General features: G+C 55.3%; 17 protein-coding genes. 12 read left to right on the top strand and 5 right to left on the bottom strand.

Annotated elements, in window-relative coordinates; all coding sequences use genetic code 11:
- The 3 genes from DK507_RS03365 to DK507_RS03375 all read left to right on the top strand — a co-directional run.
- On the top strand, positions 1-687 hold a 687-nt coding region (locus DK507_RS03365), incomplete at its 5' end, for a hypothetical protein (RefSeq protein ID WP_109354875.1).
- Between the two features lie 365 nt (positions 688-1,052).
- Positions 1,053-1,937, top strand: coding sequence for an alpha/beta hydrolase (locus DK507_RS03370; protein WP_109354876.1), 885 nt, complete (start codon positions 1,053-1,055; stop codon positions 1,935-1,937).
- Positions 1,934-2,764, top strand: coding sequence for an NTP transferase domain-containing protein (locus DK507_RS03375; protein ID WP_109354877.1), 831 nt, complete (start codon positions 1,934-1,936; stop codon positions 2,762-2,764). Before DK507_RS03370 ends, DK507_RS03375 begins: the two co-directional genes overlap by 4 nt.
- Here the strand turns inward: DK507_RS03375 and DK507_RS03380 are convergent.
- Complete coding sequence (locus DK507_RS03380; protein ID WP_109354879.1) at positions 2,761-4,116, bottom strand: lipopolysaccharide biosynthesis protein; 1,356 nt, start codon at positions 4,114-4,116, stop codon at positions 2,761-2,763. The genes DK507_RS03375 and DK507_RS03380 overlap by 4 nt on opposite strands.
- A gap of 95 nt (positions 4,117-4,211) precedes the next feature.
- On the opposite strand from DK507_RS03380, the gene DK507_RS03385 reads away from it, so the two are divergent.
- Positions 4,212-4,958 carry a sugar phosphate nucleotidyltransferase gene (locus DK507_RS03385; protein WP_109354880.1) on the top strand — a complete coding sequence of 249 codons (747 nt, stop codon included), beginning with the start codon at positions 4,212-4,214 and terminating at the stop codon, positions 4,956-4,958.
- On the opposite strand, the gene DK507_RS03390 is transcribed toward DK507_RS03385, so the two are convergent.
- Positions 4,955-5,386 (bottom strand): HIT family protein, encoded by a 432-nt coding sequence (locus tag DK507_RS03390; protein WP_109355501.1) that lies wholly within the window; start codon positions 5,384-5,386, stop codon positions 4,955-4,957. The genes DK507_RS03385 and DK507_RS03390 overlap by 4 nt on opposite strands.
- A gap of 7 nt (positions 5,387-5,393) precedes the next feature.
- Positions 5,394-6,491 (bottom strand): CDP-alcohol phosphatidyltransferase family protein, encoded by a 1,098-nt coding sequence (locus DK507_RS03395; protein ID WP_109354881.1) that lies wholly within the window; start codon positions 6,489-6,491, stop codon positions 5,394-5,396.
- 305 nt (positions 6,492-6,796) lie between these two features.
- On the opposite strand from DK507_RS03395, the gene DK507_RS03400 reads away from it, so the two are divergent.
- From DK507_RS03400 to zapE, 4 genes are all read left to right on the top strand, one after another.
- Positions 6,797-7,579, top strand: a complete 783-nt coding sequence (locus DK507_RS03400; RefSeq protein WP_109354882.1) for a succinate dehydrogenase iron-sulfur subunit — start codon at positions 6,797-6,799, stop codon at positions 7,577-7,579.
- A gap of 81 nt (positions 7,580-7,660) precedes the next feature.
- A complete protein-coding gene (locus DK507_RS03405) occupies positions 7,661-8,692 on the top strand; it encodes a phosphatidylserine/phosphatidylglycerophosphate/cardiolipin synthase family protein (protein ID WP_109354883.1) in 1,032 nt (343 codons plus the stop codon).
- Positions 8,693-8,766: 74 nt separating this feature from the next.
- Positions 8,767-9,240, top strand: coding sequence for a PaaI family thioesterase (locus tag DK507_RS03410; RefSeq protein ID WP_109354884.1), 474 nt, complete (start codon positions 8,767-8,769; stop codon positions 9,238-9,240).
- Positions 9,237-10,358 (top strand): cell division protein ZapE, encoded by a 1,122-nt coding sequence (gene zapE / locus DK507_RS03415; protein WP_109354885.1) that lies wholly within the window; start codon positions 9,237-9,239, stop codon positions 10,356-10,358. Before DK507_RS03410 ends, zapE begins: the two co-directional genes overlap by 4 nt.
- A 1-nt stretch (position 10,359) precedes the next feature.
- Here zapE and DK507_RS03420 read toward each other — a convergent pair whose 3' ends face one another.
- Together DK507_RS03420 and DK507_RS03425 are read right to left on the bottom strand one after the other, a co-directional pair.
- Positions 10,360-11,424: a phosphotransferase gene (locus DK507_RS03420; protein ID WP_109354886.1), complete on the bottom strand. Its 1,065-nt coding sequence runs from the start codon at positions 11,422-11,424 to the stop codon at positions 10,360-10,362.
- Positions 11,421-12,533 carry a hypothetical protein gene (locus DK507_RS03425; RefSeq protein WP_109354887.1) on the bottom strand — a complete coding sequence of 371 codons (1,113 nt, stop codon included), beginning with the start codon at positions 12,531-12,533 and terminating at the stop codon, positions 11,421-11,423. Before DK507_RS03425 ends, DK507_RS03420 begins: the two co-directional genes overlap by 4 nt.
- Positions 12,534-12,696: 163 nt before the next feature.
- On the opposite strand from DK507_RS03425, the gene DK507_RS03430 reads away from it, so the two are divergent.
- From DK507_RS03430 to sucD, 4 genes are all read left to right on the top strand, one after another.
- A complete protein-coding gene (locus tag DK507_RS03430) occupies positions 12,697-12,879 on the top strand; it encodes a hypothetical protein (RefSeq protein WP_216822327.1) in 183 nt (60 codons plus the stop codon).
- 176 nt (positions 12,880-13,055) lie between these two features.
- Positions 13,056-14,018 carry a malate dehydrogenase gene (gene mdh / locus DK507_RS03435; protein ID WP_109354889.1) on the top strand — a complete coding sequence of 321 codons (963 nt, stop codon included), beginning with the start codon at positions 13,056-13,058 and terminating at the stop codon, positions 14,016-14,018.
- 38 nt (positions 14,019-14,056) lie between these two features.
- Positions 14,057-14,566, top strand: a complete 510-nt coding sequence (locus tag DK507_RS03440; protein WP_162558873.1) for a hypothetical protein — start codon at positions 14,057-14,059, stop codon at positions 14,564-14,566.
- 25 nt (positions 14,567-14,591) lie between these two features.
- Positions 14,592-15,482, top strand: coding sequence for a succinate--CoA ligase subunit alpha (gene sucD / locus DK507_RS03445; protein WP_109354891.1), 891 nt, complete (start codon positions 14,592-14,594; stop codon positions 15,480-15,482).
- Positions 15,483-15,516 lie beyond the last annotated feature (34 nt).

A 15,516-nucleotide genomic window follows, 5' to 3' on the forward strand; every position in this document is an offset into this window, starting at 1 on the left:
CATGATGGCTGGGCGCCGGTTATGCAGGTGGTGGTCCTGGGGGCCCTGGCGTGGACCGGTAATGTAAAGGCAGCGGCGCGCTATGCGGGATTGTCCCGGGAGGGCGCTTACAAGCTCAGGCGGCGGCCGGATGCACGGGCTTTTGCCCGGGCGTGGGATGCGGCGATTATCCATGCGCGGGATGTGTTTCAGGATGAGCTGATGGACAAGGGTCTTAATGGCTGGCGGGAAGCCGTCTGGCATCAGGGCGAGGAAGTGGGAACAAGGGAACGCTGGAGCGCGCCCCTGTTTCTGGCGGCACTTTCCCGGCTCGACAAGATGGCCGATGGTCTGGACGTGGCCGGCAAGCCAGCACGGGTGGCGGCAGAGAAGTTTGATGATTTACTGGAGGGCATCGGCAAGGGTGATGATTGTGCCGCGCTGGTCGACGAGATCGATGGGGCGGGCCGGACGGCGGAGCAGGAGCATGGCTCGCTTTCCAATGCACAGATTATGAACGCCCTGCAGCTGCAACAGGGGCGCGAGCGGATACTGGCGATGGCGCCGGAGGATATTGATGTGTCTGATCTGGATCTGGCGGACTGCGAAGAGTGGGGCGAGCTTGACTGGGAGCGGGCTGATCGCAGCGGGTTTCTGGAACGTAGTGGTTTTTATGAGCAGGAAGAGAGCGAAGCCGAAGCGGTGTGATTTGTGTGAACTTTGGGGGGGGGGGGAGGGGGGGAGTCTTTATTAGACCTCAAGCGCCGGGCGCGCAGTCGCGCTTGCCTCGCTGCGCTCGGACATAGCCTCTGTAACTGGCACCAGACCGACGCGAAGCGGAGGCAAGCACGCCAAAATCAAATGGCGTCCGCCGCGCCTTATTGGCGCGTAGCCAAGGGCACGGATGTGCCCGCCCGGCGCCTGAGGGAATCAACAAAGACTCATCCTCCCCCCGCCCGGCGCCTGAGGTCTAACAAAAACTCCCCCTACCTCCGCGAGCCAAATCCCTGCAACATTGCCAGCTCCTCCTCGGCTGGCTAAAGCGCTGAGAATAATAATAAGGTCCCAATATAATGAAATGGCTTATCACTTTCGGGGTTATGGCGGTTGCTATCGCTGGTTTTGCCTACTGGTTTTTCTCGCAGCCCGGTCCGCGTCAGCTGGATATGGTCAATAATATTATTCCCGGTGACAGGGACGCGAAACTGCTGGTTAGCGATCAGGTCTATGATGAGGAGCTGGGCCTTGGCCTCAACATCTGGGCACCGACCAAGGCGTCTGACAAGCCCTTGCCGGTCGTCATATTCATCTATGGCGGCGGCTGGCGGTCAGGATCGAAGGATGAATATGCCTTTGCCGGACGCGCATTGGCTCATCGCGGTTATATGACGGTGCTGGCTGACTACCGCCTCTATCCCGACACCAAATTTCCCGGATTTCTCGAAGATAGCGCCAAAGCGGTTGCCTGGGTGCATGACAATATCGCAGGTCACGGCGGCGATGCGGAACGGATATTTCTGTCGGGCCAGTCGGCGGGCGCGTATAATGTCGCGATGCTGGCACTTGACCGGCAATGGCTGGGGCGGCTCGGCAAAACGCCCGATGTTATCAAAGGCGTGGCCGCTTTGGCCGGTCCCTATGATTTTTATCCGTTTGACAGCGAGACGACCAAAAACAGCTTTGGTTCTTACCATGTCCCGGAAATGACGCAGCCGGTGAATTTTGTCCGCGCCGATGCGCCGCCGCTCTGGCTGTCGACTGGCGTGAATGATACGCAGGTTAGGCCGCGTAACAGTCGGATATTAAGCGAGAAAGTCCTCGAGGCGGGCGGCGATGCGGAATATGTGGAATATCCCGATATGGATCATCTGGAAATCATGATGGCGATATCCAAACCGTTTCGCGGCAAAGGCCCGGTGCTGGATGACATGGTTGCCTTTTTCGAAAGCCGTCGATGACAGGCAAAAAATCCGACGATAATGCCGCGCCGGAAACCGCCGATGCGATCATATTGGCCGGCAGCCGACCGGGTGGTGATGCGATGGCGGATAACCGGGGCATTGCGGTCAAAGCGCTCATCCCGGTGGCGGGAAAAGCGATGCTTGCACATGTCACGGCGGCTTTGCTGCGGCACAGGGCCATCGGCAACATACATCTGCTGGCACAGGATTTTACGCCCTTTTGGGACAATGACGATACCCGGCATCTGGCATCGGACGACCGTGTGGTTGCACAGACCAGCGCAGCGACCATCGCAACATCGATCGATGCACTATTGGGGGGGGAAGAGGCGCGCTACCCGATGCTGATCACCACCGCGGACAATGTGCTGTTGAGCGACGCGATGGTCGATGATTTTCTGGGGCATGCGGTATCATCTGATATTGCCATTGCGGTGGTCGAGAAAGATGTTCTGCTTCGCCGCTATCCCGCATCAAAGCGGACCTGGCTGAAATTGCGGGGCGGCCATTACAGCGGGGCGAACCTCTTCTATTTTGGTTCTCCGAAAGCGCGACAGATATTGCGCTATTGGGCCGAGGTTGAACAGGACCGCAAAAAGGGCTGGAAGATTCTGACGATATTCGGGCCGTGGCTTTTGTTTCTGGCGGTGACCAGAATGCTGACCGTTGATCAGCTGGCGGCGCGGGTCGGCAAGAAGCTGGGATTGACGATCAGAATTGTGAAGATGGCGCAGGCAGAGGCTTGCATTGACGTTGACAAGGACAGTGACCTTGAAATGGTCGAGCAGATAATTGCCGCGCGGAACGAGGCTGGTAGCGCTTAACCTTTGGCCAGATTGCGCCGGGCGGCGACGCCAAAAAGAACGAGCCGGATGATCGCCGCGACCAGCATTGCACCGGCGGCACCTGTCGCTCCGAAGAAATGCAGACCCACAAGCAGCATGGTGATGAACAAGACAGCAACGGTCGCCTGTAATTTCAGGGCCGTGCGCGCGCCGCTGCCGGACAATAATGTCGGTTCATATATCGCCCCGGCAAGATCGACAGAAGCCGCCGCGGCAAGCAGGATCAGCAGGGGATAGGCGGGCAGAAATTCCGGCCCGGACATGTAAAACAGGGCGGGTTGGCCAATGGCGACCACGATCAGGATAACGGTTCCGCCGGTCATGAACAGCATCCGGCTGGCCTTGCGGAACAGGACCTTCATGGCTTCTGCACCCTGCTGCGCGCGCATCAGATTGACCTCTGCAAATATCGCGCGGGACAGCAGCACCGATATTTTGGTCATCGCGACACTCAGCTGGCTGGCGAGCCGGTACAGGCCCGCAGCGGTCGGCCCGACAAAATAGCCGACGATCAGCAGCGATATATTCTGGGACAGACCGGCAAGGGTCGAGCCGAGATTGGATATCAGCAGAAATTCGCCAATGCCTCTATTCTCCCGCGCCGCCCGCTTCACGCGAAAAAGGTTGCGAGGGGACATGATGTCGCGGCTGTTCCATGCGGCAAACAGCCAGTAGCCAATGGCATGAATGACCTCCGACAAGGCCCAGACGGCCAGAAAATTGATCAGCCTGGGGTCGGTGAACCAGACAATCAATGTGCCGATCAGGCGGACCGTTGGAATAATCGCCTCGGCATAAGCGGCAAGGTCAAAACGGTTTTCCACCCGCAATATGCCGGTCGGGGTTGATTTGATGGAAAGCAGCATGACCAGAGCAAAGATCAGCGCATTTTGTGCCAGCTCATCATCCCAGCCGAAAAAGGGGGCCAGCCAGCCAACCGCAAAATAGGCCAGGATGCACCCGGTCACCGCTCCGGCAATGTCGAGCAAGGTGCACAGTCCGACCAGCCGTCCGAATTGCTGCCGGTTTTCCGCACCCTTGATATTGCGCGCACCAAAGCGGATGACGACTTGCCAGGTCTGAAACGTGACGATCAGGGCAATCGCCTGCGCAGTGCCGGTGATCAGTGCAAACTGTCCAAATCCCGCAACGCCCAGCGTGCGGGTCAATATCGCGAGATAGAAGAGGCTCAGGATGCCGCCAAAACCCTTGCCCCCCAGCAGCCATCCGGTATTGGCTATGATTCGCTTGATGCCGGTTTTTTCCGGTTTGGCACCTGTTGGTTCGATCACCGCTTCTTCAGCCATGGTCAGACAGGCATCCGAACGCATATCTGCAACTGGCTGTTACAGGATTGAGCTTTGATGGCCATCGTTCTAAGTGTCTCCCCGCACCATCCCTATCCCGATAAAGGCCAATTGCCAACATGATCGACAAAGTAATAATCCTGAGCGCAGGTCAAGGCTCGCGGCTGCTGCCGCTGACTGCTGAGCGCCCCAAATGCCTGATCGACTTTTCGGGCAAGAGCCTGATCGCATGGCAGATCGAAATGCTGGCGGCCGGCGGGGTGAAGGAATTTCACGTGGTGACCGGCTTCATGACCGACATGGTCGAGGCGGAGCTTGAGGCGTTGAAGCAGGCGGGTACCAACATCACCATCCACTTCAATCCGTTTTTCAAGGTTGCCGACAATCTGGGTAGCTGCTGGATTGTCCGCGATGTGATGGATGGGGATTTCATGATCCTGAACGGTGATACACTGATCTCGCCGGAGATTATCGAGACCGCTCAGCAAACCGAGAATTGGCCGATTACGGTGACGGTTGATATCAAAGATCATTATGACAGCGATGATATGAAAGTATCGCTGAGCGGCGAGCGGCTGACCGCGATCGGCAAGACGCTGACGGCCGAACAAAGTGATGCGGAATCCATCGGTTTTCTGGCTTTTCGCGGAGAAGGCGGAGCAATGTTCCGGGAAAAGGTACGCGATGTCATGCGCACACCGGCGGGCGTGGAAAACTGGTATCTCAAGATCATCGATACGCTGGCACCCACCGAGAAAGTCGGCACTGTGTCTATCCAGGGCCATGACTGGGCCGAGGTCGATTTTCTGAATGACGTGGAAACGGCAACCGTTCTCACTGATCAATGGTTGGCGAAATTCGGTTAATCGGGAAAGTCTGATTTGACCCAGGTCGCCATAGCCGAGATCTGGTCATCCGACAGTTTGACGGCATCACCAAGGGCTGGCGGGCCGGGCCATGATTTGTCTTCGAAATCCTGATCCATCCACTCGCGTTTTCCCTCATAGCGGGGGATCAGGTGGAAATGGACATGCGGATCAACCATCATCAGCATCAGCCAGTTGAGTTTCTGATGCGATATAAGGCCTTTCAAAGCCGACGACACATCAGCGGTTACTGTTTTCAGTTCGGCGAAATGATCGTCCGACAGATCGCCAAAATCCGTTGCATCCGATTTGGCTGCGACAACCAGTGAGCCTAAAGTTACCTGCGCCGGGCGGAGCAGCACGACCCAGTGATCATAGTCCTTCACCAGCGTTGCAGGATATCCGAACTTCTTGATGGTATCATTGATCATCCGTCTATCCTTGCTCTTGCTCCAGCCATGAAACAATTTGTCCGCCACGTATTTTTACGAGCCAAGCCTGCATTATCTGAACCATATGCACCGCGAGTGAGATTAATGTCCACCAGGCAACGGCGATGAGGCCGATGTCGGGACGGCCAAAAATCAAGGAAATAAATAGCAACACCATATTGGGATTCCGTCTGGCAGTGATCAGGCGGAACCATGAATCCATCGGGCGCCAGACATGGATATGCTGGCCGAAAGCGCGGATGAAAATGCCTTCAATCACCCGCTGCAGGACATAGCCGCCCAGAATGACGATGAGCGCGAGGCGGAGTTGATCCTCGGGCAAAGCAAGCCCCACTGCACCAAGGCCAAATGCCCATGCGACCCACCAGAAGGGTGGGTGAACCAGATCTAGTCCGTGATCAAAAATATTACCCCAAAAGGAAGATGTGATGGTGCAACGCGCCAGCTTGCCGTCCACTGTGTCGAGCACCATGAAAACAAAACCCGCGGCCATGCCGGACCAGAAATGGCCGTAATAGAACAGGAAAGTTGCAGAGATACAGCCTATCGCACCTATGGCCGTGACCATATTGGGGGTCATTCCCAGCCGGGCCGCCAGGCGCGTGAGAACCAATGCCAGTTCCGGCCAGAGATATTTGGTGAGAATGTCGGTAACGCCTTTATAGGCCCCGAAATAGCTTTGCCGCTCGATATCCTTCACCGTTTCTGCATTAAGTTCGCGGACAAACGGTGTTTCCAGTTTGCGTAGCGAGGCATTGTGGATTTGCGGCTTGTCATGATATTCCATGACTGTCATTCCGGCTGGCACTGTCAAAGCCGCAAGGGCCTGTGTGTCTTCGTCGCTGTCGAGATGCGCGAGCACCGGAATGCCGTCAAAAGTAACCATGGTTCCCGGATTGTCATGAATATGCTGAATCCACTGTGGATCAAAAGCAAATGTCATATTTATCCATAGACTGCCGCTGATATTGCCCTGCAATTTTTCGACCAAGCGGCGTCCCCGTTCCGCGTTGGTCATTCCCCATATCAGCGTGTCATTTTTGCCATGCAGCAAAAGAGTCACACCGTTTTTGGTCTGCATATGATTTGTTCCTGTCGTAATTTGGGTGATTTGGGCGTTATCTTCGTAAATACCAGTGATTTGTATGCGTTAGCAGAAAAATGGGGCATTTTAGAATCGAAAAAGAGGCAAATCGTGCAAATCGCAAGAGTGCGAGCGTTTATCAAAATTACCAGCATCATATGTTTTGCTAGTTTTTCAGGGCCTAGGGGTGATTTAGCGGCGTATTTCAGGCATTGAGTTTGCCGAGAAACTGGCTATGAAAGGCGGAGCATAACCGACTACCAACGCGACATCTATTATTTCGCCAACACAAGAGAATATTGATGGCAACCTTTACGCTTCCGAAAAACAGTAAAATCCGTAAAACCGGCGAAGTGCATGAAGCGCTGAGTGGCGGAAAGGCGCGCGCGTTTAAAGTCTATCGCTATGATCCGGATAGCAGCGAAAACCCGCGCTATGACACGTTCAAGATCGACACTGATGACTGCGGGCCAATGGTTCTCGATGCGCTGATCAAGATGAAAAGCGAACAGGATTCTACCCTGACCTTCCGCCGGTCGTGCCGCGAAGGCATTTGCGGGTCCTGCGCGATGAATATCGACGGTAAAAACGGCCTTGCCTGCACCACCGCGATTGAGGATTGCGGCAAGGAAGTCAAAATAACACCGCTGCCACATATGGAAGTGATCAAGGATCTGGTCCCTGATTTTACCCATTTCTATGCGCAATATGCATCCATCCAGCCGTGGCTGAAAACGGTGACGCCGACGCCTTCCGGTAAAGAACGGCTGCAGTCACCCGAAGATCGCGCGAAACTCGACGGCCTTTATGAGTGCATCCTGTGCGCTTGCTGCCAGACCAGCTGCCCAAGCTATTGGTGGAATAGCGACAAGTTCCTTGGCCCCGCCATATTGTTGCAGGCCTATCGCTGGCTTGCCGATAGCCGGGATGAAATGACCGGGGAGCGTCTGGACGAGCTGGAAGATCCCTTCCGTCTCTATCGCTGCCACACGATCATGAACTGCGCCAATGCCTGCCCCAAAGGTCTCTCGCCCGCAAAGGCCATTGCCGAGATCAAGAAGATGACGGCCGCGCGCGAAGTTTAAGAAGCATTCTTACAGGCCGTATTGAAATCATCACCGCGGCTTTGAACAGTCTGCAGAACATGAATATGGTGGGCATGAGGAGTGGCAGATACTCCATCCTTACATTTTGGCGGGACCGGTTTTCCCGAACGCCATTTGCGGGACATATTGGAAGCACGCGTCCATGCTGTTCCGCCGGGCGGAGAGATTGTCTGGACCACCTATTATTTCCGTGATCGGGAACTGGCAAAGGCTCTTGTAAAAGCTGCCGAGCGCGGTGTGCAGGTGTATATTCGTATGGAAGCCGAGCCGCGATATGCGGGCGCAAATGATGATGTTATTGCCATTCTGAAAAGCAATATGCATTTGCCAGGTTTGACATTGAACCTCTGGGACTCGGCTGTGCCGAAAAAGCTGGCGGCGCATCTGCACAGCAAGATTTACTGGTTCTCCCATCCTGTACCAACGGCATTTGTCGGCTCTTTCAACCCGTCAACCGATATACCGGAGGATGAAACGATTGTCGCAGCCATTGGTGATCAGGACCGGGGCTATAATCTTTTGTTCGAGACCCAGGATGACGCGATTTGCGCGGGACTGAGGACTTATTCGCTCGACGGGTTTTCTCCGCTGCAGCGTTTTCACAGCATGCAGAATAAGGCCATTCATGGTGATGCGCTGTCGCTTTGGTTCTTTCCGCGTATCAATAGCCGGATCGTGCATAATCGTCTGAAACAGGTGGGCTCAAACGCACGGATTTCGCTGGCCATGTCCCATTTCAAAGACGTGGAAATCCTCCGCCGGCTGGAAGATGTGGTGCGCCGGGGTGGTGAAGCGCGGATGATCGTGCATCATACCGAGCGACGCGTGCCAGAAGCTATCGTCGCACAGGCACGTAAGGCGGGGATCAACATCCGCCGCTACCGCCACAAGGACGCGCTACCGATGCATAGCAAATATCTGCTGATAGAAACCGCCAACAGGAAGGAAAGCTGGCTGGGGAGTTTGAACTACAACTGGCGCTCTCGCTATATCAACCACGAGATTTTGCTGCGATCGACAGAGCCGGACATTCAGGATGCGTTAGCCCGTAACTTCGACACTATCTTTAGTGAATGCACCAATCCGGAATAGGTCATGGTGACAGACGTTAAGCACAAGATATTAAAGATCGATATTCCGGAGCGGCCAGATTACAGTGGCGGGATATGACCGAAGCAGAGAAGAATTTTTTCACCAGCGACCCCGATCCGGATCATCCCGGTTGGTACCAATGGAAGTTGAAAGACCCGGAATGCTATAACAGCTTTCTGGGTCCCATGATTGTGCGCCGTGGTGGCGATGGCATCGCGGACAATATTGCTCGGGTCCGCATGTTCCCGGAACGACAGCACCGCAATCTCGGTGACGCCGTTCATGGCGGTACAATGATGGGCTTTATCGACTGCGCACTGTTCGCCGCGATGCGGGTTTTGGAAATCGGACCCTCGGGATTTGCGGTGACGCTGGAATTGCAAACCCATTTCATCGGTGCGGCACGGCTCGGTGAACCGCTTGAAGCGCAGGTTGAAGTGGCACGAGAAACCGGTCGTTTCCTGTTTCTGCGCGGGCTGGTGGTGCAGGGCGACGGCAGTGAGAATATGGCCTCCTATACGGCTATCGTAAAAAAAGCACCGCAATGACAGGCTTTTACGCGCGTTATCAGGCGTTGATCGCAAATGGAGAATTGAGACCCGACGCGGATCAGGACGCCTGCGCACAGCGCCTGTCCCAATTGCAGGAAGAGCTTGAGGCAGTTCCGCCGCGTGGCAGCGTATTGTGGCGGATGTTCTCGAAAAAGCCGAACGCGCCGCGAGGCATCTATATGTGGGGCGGTGTCGGGCGCGGTAAATCGATGCTGATGGACCTGTTCTACGACAGCCTGCAGATTAATCGCAAGAAACGCGCGCATTTTCATGAGTTCATGCTTCTCGTGCACGATATGATGCGGGCGTGGCGGGAAGCCGATCCCGGTGATCCGATCCCCAATGTGGTGCGCGATCTGGCGCAGGATGCTCGCGTCTTGGCCTTTGATGAAATGGTGGTGAACAACAGCGCCGATGCAATGATCATGTCCCGGCTGTTTACTGGCCTGGTCGAAGAGGGCGTAACCCTTATTGCGACCTCCAATCGACCGCCTGTTGATCTGTACAAGGACGGCCTCAATCGCGAACATTTTCTGCCGTTCATTGATCTGCTCGAGAAGCGGCTTGATGTCATCTCGCTCAACGGGCCGACCGACTATCGCCGCGAGCGGTTGGGCGGTGTCGACCTGTGGCATGTGCCCAATGGCGATGCGGCGACCAAGGCGCTGAGCGAGGCTTTTTTCCGGCTGACGGACTATCCACCGGAAGACCGCGCCCATGTTCCTTCCGAGGAACTGCCGGTGCAGGGTGGCCGGTCGATGCATGTGCCCAAAGCATTGAAAGGCGTCGGTGTTTTCTCGTTCAAACGTCTCTGCGCAGAGGCACGGGGAGCGCCGGATTATCTTGCCATTGCGCGGCATTTTCACAGTGTCATCATTGTCGGTATTCCCATCCTGTCCAAAGAGAACCGCAACGAAGCGGCGCGCTTTGTGACCCTGATCGATGCGCTCTACGAATATCGGGTCAAGCTGCTGGCCAGCGCAGATGCCGAGCCAGATGCGCTCTATCCTGAAGGAGACGGTTCATTTGAATTTGCCCGCACCGCCTCCCGGTTGGTCGAGATGCAGTCGGATGATTATCTGGCGCTTGGGCACGGCACCGGCGAGGCACTCTGATCTAAAGCAGACTCAAACTGTCGAGATCGAGAGCCATTTGCGCTGGGCGCTCGGCCATTACCGCAAACATCCGGTCGCCCCGATCCGTTTGCTCAACATGCAGCGACGCATTGATGGCCATGATGAAGCCGGCAAAGGCATGACGGCGATATTCCTGCCAAAACTGATCAAAACCAAAGGGCAATCTCCGTTTCTCTTCACGCCGATAGAGATAGTCTTTGACCAATTTTTCCTCATGCTGGCGACGCATCGCTGGATCCGCAAAGCTGGTCCCGATCATATAGGCAACATCATTGGCAGGGTTACCGAATGTGCAAGTCTGCCAGTCCACCAAGGCAGCCAATTGTCCATCTTCATAAAAGAGAATATTATCCAGCCGCATATCACCGTGCGTAATGGTCTGTTCCAGAGGTTCGTGTCCGACATAGGATCCGATCCGGTCCACCAGTTGCTGACCAATATCAAGTATCTCAGGCGAGAGCAGATCGGCGAATCGCTCTTTGAAAACGGGATAGCCATTGGTCAGGGTCTGCTCGGTAAACGCCACATTCTTGGCGGCATGATGCAGCCATGCAAATGTCTCAAAACCACCATCTGGCTTGAAACTGTGGAGGCCAGCAGCTTCTTCCAGAGTAGTTTCAACCTGAACAAGTGTTGCTCCTGCCAATTGATCGCCTTGCTCTGCCGGGGCCATGTCTTCCAGCATCAGGACAAATTCCTGTTCATTGTCGGCAATGGCAGCGTGGTAGCATTTCGGACATTTGACACCAGAGCCGCCAGCAACATCGCGGTACCATCCGACTTCCATATCATAGAGGTGAAAAATGGCCGCCGCACTGCGACTGATCTCGTCGGCGCTTGGACATTTGGCGATGAACGTCGACGGCCGCGTTAACTCATCATAGCCTTCTGTCCACTCGCAACCAAAGCGGAAGCTGTCACACACTTGCCCAGTCCCAACCGGTTTATGGGTAAGAGATGTCAGAGCGCCCGATGGCGCCCCAAAAACCTTCTCGACAAAGGCTTTTTCAAATTCTTCCGGACGGAGCGGGAATTCCGCGCTCATGGTGCGGGGTGCAGCAGGTCGGTGAGCCCGCTGGTCTTGTGGGGGCCAACAAAAAGCTGTTCGACAATGCCGATGCCTTCATGGCTGTCGTCGCCACTGATCAGCACCGTATCGCTGAGCGCCTGGATATGGATATAGAGCATGTCATGATCCGGCACATTGGCCAGATCGATCACATCATAGGCGGTTTCGAGCGGGCCATGGTCCATGCCGTGTCCCCATTCGGGGTGCATATAGCCGAGGCCGGACATGTAGAATGTCCGCGTCGCGTCTCCCGTGCGCGGGGTGATCGACAATGTGCCATTCGTCGTTTCCAGGTCGAGCTGTTTCACGCGTCGCGTGCCGCTATGATAGCTGAGACCAAAGCTGGGCGGCTCAAATTCCTGCCGCGCACCTTCTATGGCATCGACCACACCGCGCCGGTTCCACGGCAAGCCTTCGCCATCATCATTACTGTGAAAGAAACAGGCATGATGGTCGAAATTGAGCGGTGTCCACAACCACCAGAATTGCGGCAGGGCACCGGCTGGTGGCGGCTGCGATTCCGGTGAACCGACGGGCCGGATACCCCAGCTGCGATCCCGGGTTCCGTGATGCGTTTCGGGGGAAAGCGCTATCTCTTGGCCGTCGACATGCAATGTTCCGGACCATCCGCCATTTTGGGTCAGGCGGGTATAGTCCATCACCATGCGGGGGCCATCGCGGCGGATGAAGCGTGGTTCCTCAATCGGCATATGGCGTGCCGTGAAGCGGATGTCTGCTGTGATCGGGCAGCCGGTTTCCTTGGCATTGTCTGTGACAATCAGGCGCAGCTCTTGCAAAGGCTCGACAATCTCAATCGTGATCGGACCAACGCTGAGGTCCAGCCTTTCGCTGTCCATGCGTTTGGAGGCGCGCAGATTGTGCTGCTTGCCGTCAATCGACACGCAAAAAGCCGCATCCATGATATCAAGCTGTGGATAGACGCCCAAAGCGGCGGCGAAGAAGATGCTGCCATCGGCGTTATAGCCATTGAAGAAATAGCGGTCGTAGAAATTCCGGTTATCCCCGGATACCGCCATTGGCTCCGGCGTCTGGTGCAGCGGATAGTCGTCACCTTTGCTGAGCATGCTCTCTCTCCCTCGCAGTCGGTTGGTTTGGCCCCACCGCCAATTTTTGATTGCTGCCACAATGCGCACCAAATTGACAGAGATCAAGGCGCCGTTTGCCAGATGGTGAAACAGCAAAGCTGGCCAGAATTAACAGGGCCGTATCGCGCAAGAGGAAAAGCCCATGTCCATGTTTTTAAAAACCATGATATTCCACATTTTTATCGGCTCGACTTTAATGGGTACTGCTGTAACGGCACTGCTTGTCATGGATCAGGCAAGCAAGATGAGTATTTTGGTGGCTGCCTTGACGGCATTTGCGGTGGCCGGGCCTGTAAGTTGGCTGATTGCAAGGCGATTGCACTGAATTTTGTTCAGAAATACCTGCAGGGTTAACGCAATATAGCGCGCTGTATTGCTACTGCGAACCAATTGCAAAGAAAGCCCGCAAATTGGTGCTTTCAGCGGTTGAAATTGCCTGTGGATAAGCCTAATCCAACTCCATATCCTTTTTACGACTCTGATTTCAGGAGAATTTTTCCCATGGCCCGTAACAAAATCGCGCTGATCGGCGCTGGCATGATTGGTGGCACGCTTGCCCATCTCGCCGCTTCCAAAGAAATGGGCGATGTCGTCCTGTTTGATATTGCCGAGGGTATGCCTGCCGGTAAAGCGCTCGACCTCAGCCAGGCCGCGCCGGTTGACGGGTTTGATTCCAACCTGAAAGGCACGAATGATTATGCCGATATTGCGGGTGCCGATGTTATCATCGTCACCGCTGGCGTGCCGCGCAAGCCCGGCATGAGCCGCGATGACCTGCTCGGCATCAACCTGAAAGTCATGAAAGCGGTTGGTGACGGCATCAAGGCGCATGCACCGGATGCTTTTGTTATCTGCATCACCAACCCGCTCGATGCGATGGTCTGGGCACTGCGTGAATTTTCCGGACTGCCGCACAATAAAGTGGTCGGCATGGCAGGCGTTCTCGACAGCGCGCGCTTCCGTCATTTCCTCGCGGAAGAATTTGAAGTGTCGGTGGAAGATGTCACTGCCTTCGTTCTCGGCGGCCATGGCGATACCATGGTTCCGGTGCCTGCTTACTCGACGGTTGCCGGGATCCCGATCCCCGATCTCATCAAAATGGGCTGGACCACGCAGGAAAATATCGACGCGATCGTCAAGCGGACCCGCGGCGGCGGCGGCGAGATTGTCGGCCTGCTCGGCAATGGCTCGGCCTATTATGCGCCAGCGACCAGCGCGATCATGATGGCGGAAAGCTATCTTAAGGATAAACGCCGCGTGCTTCCCGCTGCTGCGCATCTCACCGGCCAATATGGCGTCGATGATCTTTATGTCGGCGTGCCGGTGATTATCGGCAAAGACGGTGTCGAGAAAGTCATCGAGATTGAACTGAGCGACGAAGCGCAGGGCAATTTCAATGTGTCAGTCGATGCGGTGAAGGAATTGCTGGAAGCGTGTAAGGGGCTGGATCCGAGCCTGGCGTGATAACTAAAAACGGCCTTCAAATAGTTGGGGGATTTTTGATGTCCTTTGTTTCGGTAAGCGGGGCTTCGGCACAGCAATCGAATCAACCAACTGTGCCTGCTACGGGCGTGTTGGCGGACCGGGCTTCTTTGTGCGGTAAGATCTCGATTCTTGATCGCAAGCTTCTGGAAACGATTTTGGAGATGAGGCAGGCAAGGAATGGTTGGAAACTTTTAACCGAAACTCGAAAGAAGTTCGACAACCGAACATACTTCGTCCGTACATTCAATGTGCCAACTGACATTACTATAAAAATAGCACATGATCCGAAGGCACATAACAAGACAGTTTGTCAGTATACGGCTAGAATAAAGACGGCGAACATTGATTCTGAATTAGAGAGCCTGCAAGAACGACTCACAAAAACTGCTGCGATCCGGGTTCTTAACCCGTATTTCTACCGCTCTGGGAGTGGAGAAACCATACAAGTCTCAAATATTGTAAAGGCTTCTCCCGACAGTCGAATTTACCAAGTAACTTTTAAAAATACTGGTGGTTACCCTTTTTAACTTAGTGATTGAGGATCAAAAATAGATGTCCATCTTAATCGACAAAAACACGAAAGTCATAACTCAGGGCATGACCGGCAATACCGGGACATTCCATACCGAACAGGCGTTGGCTTATGGCACGCAGATGGTTGCGGGCGTGACCCCTGGCAAGGGCGGGACTAACCATATCGGGCTGCCCAACTATGACACTGTGGCCGAAGCCAAGGACGCAACCGGCGCGACCGCTTCGGTGGTTTATGTGCCGCCGCCATTTGCCGCGGACTCGATCCTCGAAGCGATTGATGCCGAGATTGAATTGATCGTTGCGATTACCGAAGGTGTTCCGGTGCTCGACATGGTGCGGGTGAAGCGGGCGCTGCAAGGCTCCAAGTCGCGCCTCATCGGCCCCAACTGCCCTGGCGTTTTGACCCCTGATGAATGCAAGATCGGTATCATGCCCGGCAGCATCTTCAAGAAAGGCTCTGTCGGCGTTGTCTCTCGTTCCGGTACGCTGACCTATGAAGCGGTGCATCAGACGACGGCGGTTGGCCTCGGCCAGACCACAGCGGTGGGTATTGGCGGTGACCCAGTTAATGGCACCAACTTCATCGACGTGCTCGAGCTCTTCCTGGCCGACGACGACACCAAGTCGATCATCATGATCGGTGAAATTGGCGGCAGCGCGGAAGAAGAAGCGGCGCAGTTTATCGCGGACGAAGCCAAGAAGGGTCGCAGCAAGCCGATGGTCGGCTTTATCGCTGGTCTCACGGCGCCTCCGGGTCGCCGCATGGGCCATGCGGGTGCGATCGTTTCCGGCGGCCAGGGCGGCGCGGAAGACAAGATCGCGGCGATGGAAGCGGCCGGCATTCGCGTGTCACCTTCGCCAAGCGAACTGGGCACGACGCTCGATGCGATGCTGAAAGAAACGGTCTGAAGATAGTCTAGTGCCCCTGCGCAGGCAGGGGCCG

The organism is Sphingorhabdus sp. EL138, from assembly GCF_900258045.1.
GTDB lineage: Bacteria > Pseudomonadota > Alphaproteobacteria > Sphingomonadales > Sphingomonadaceae > Parasphingorhabdus.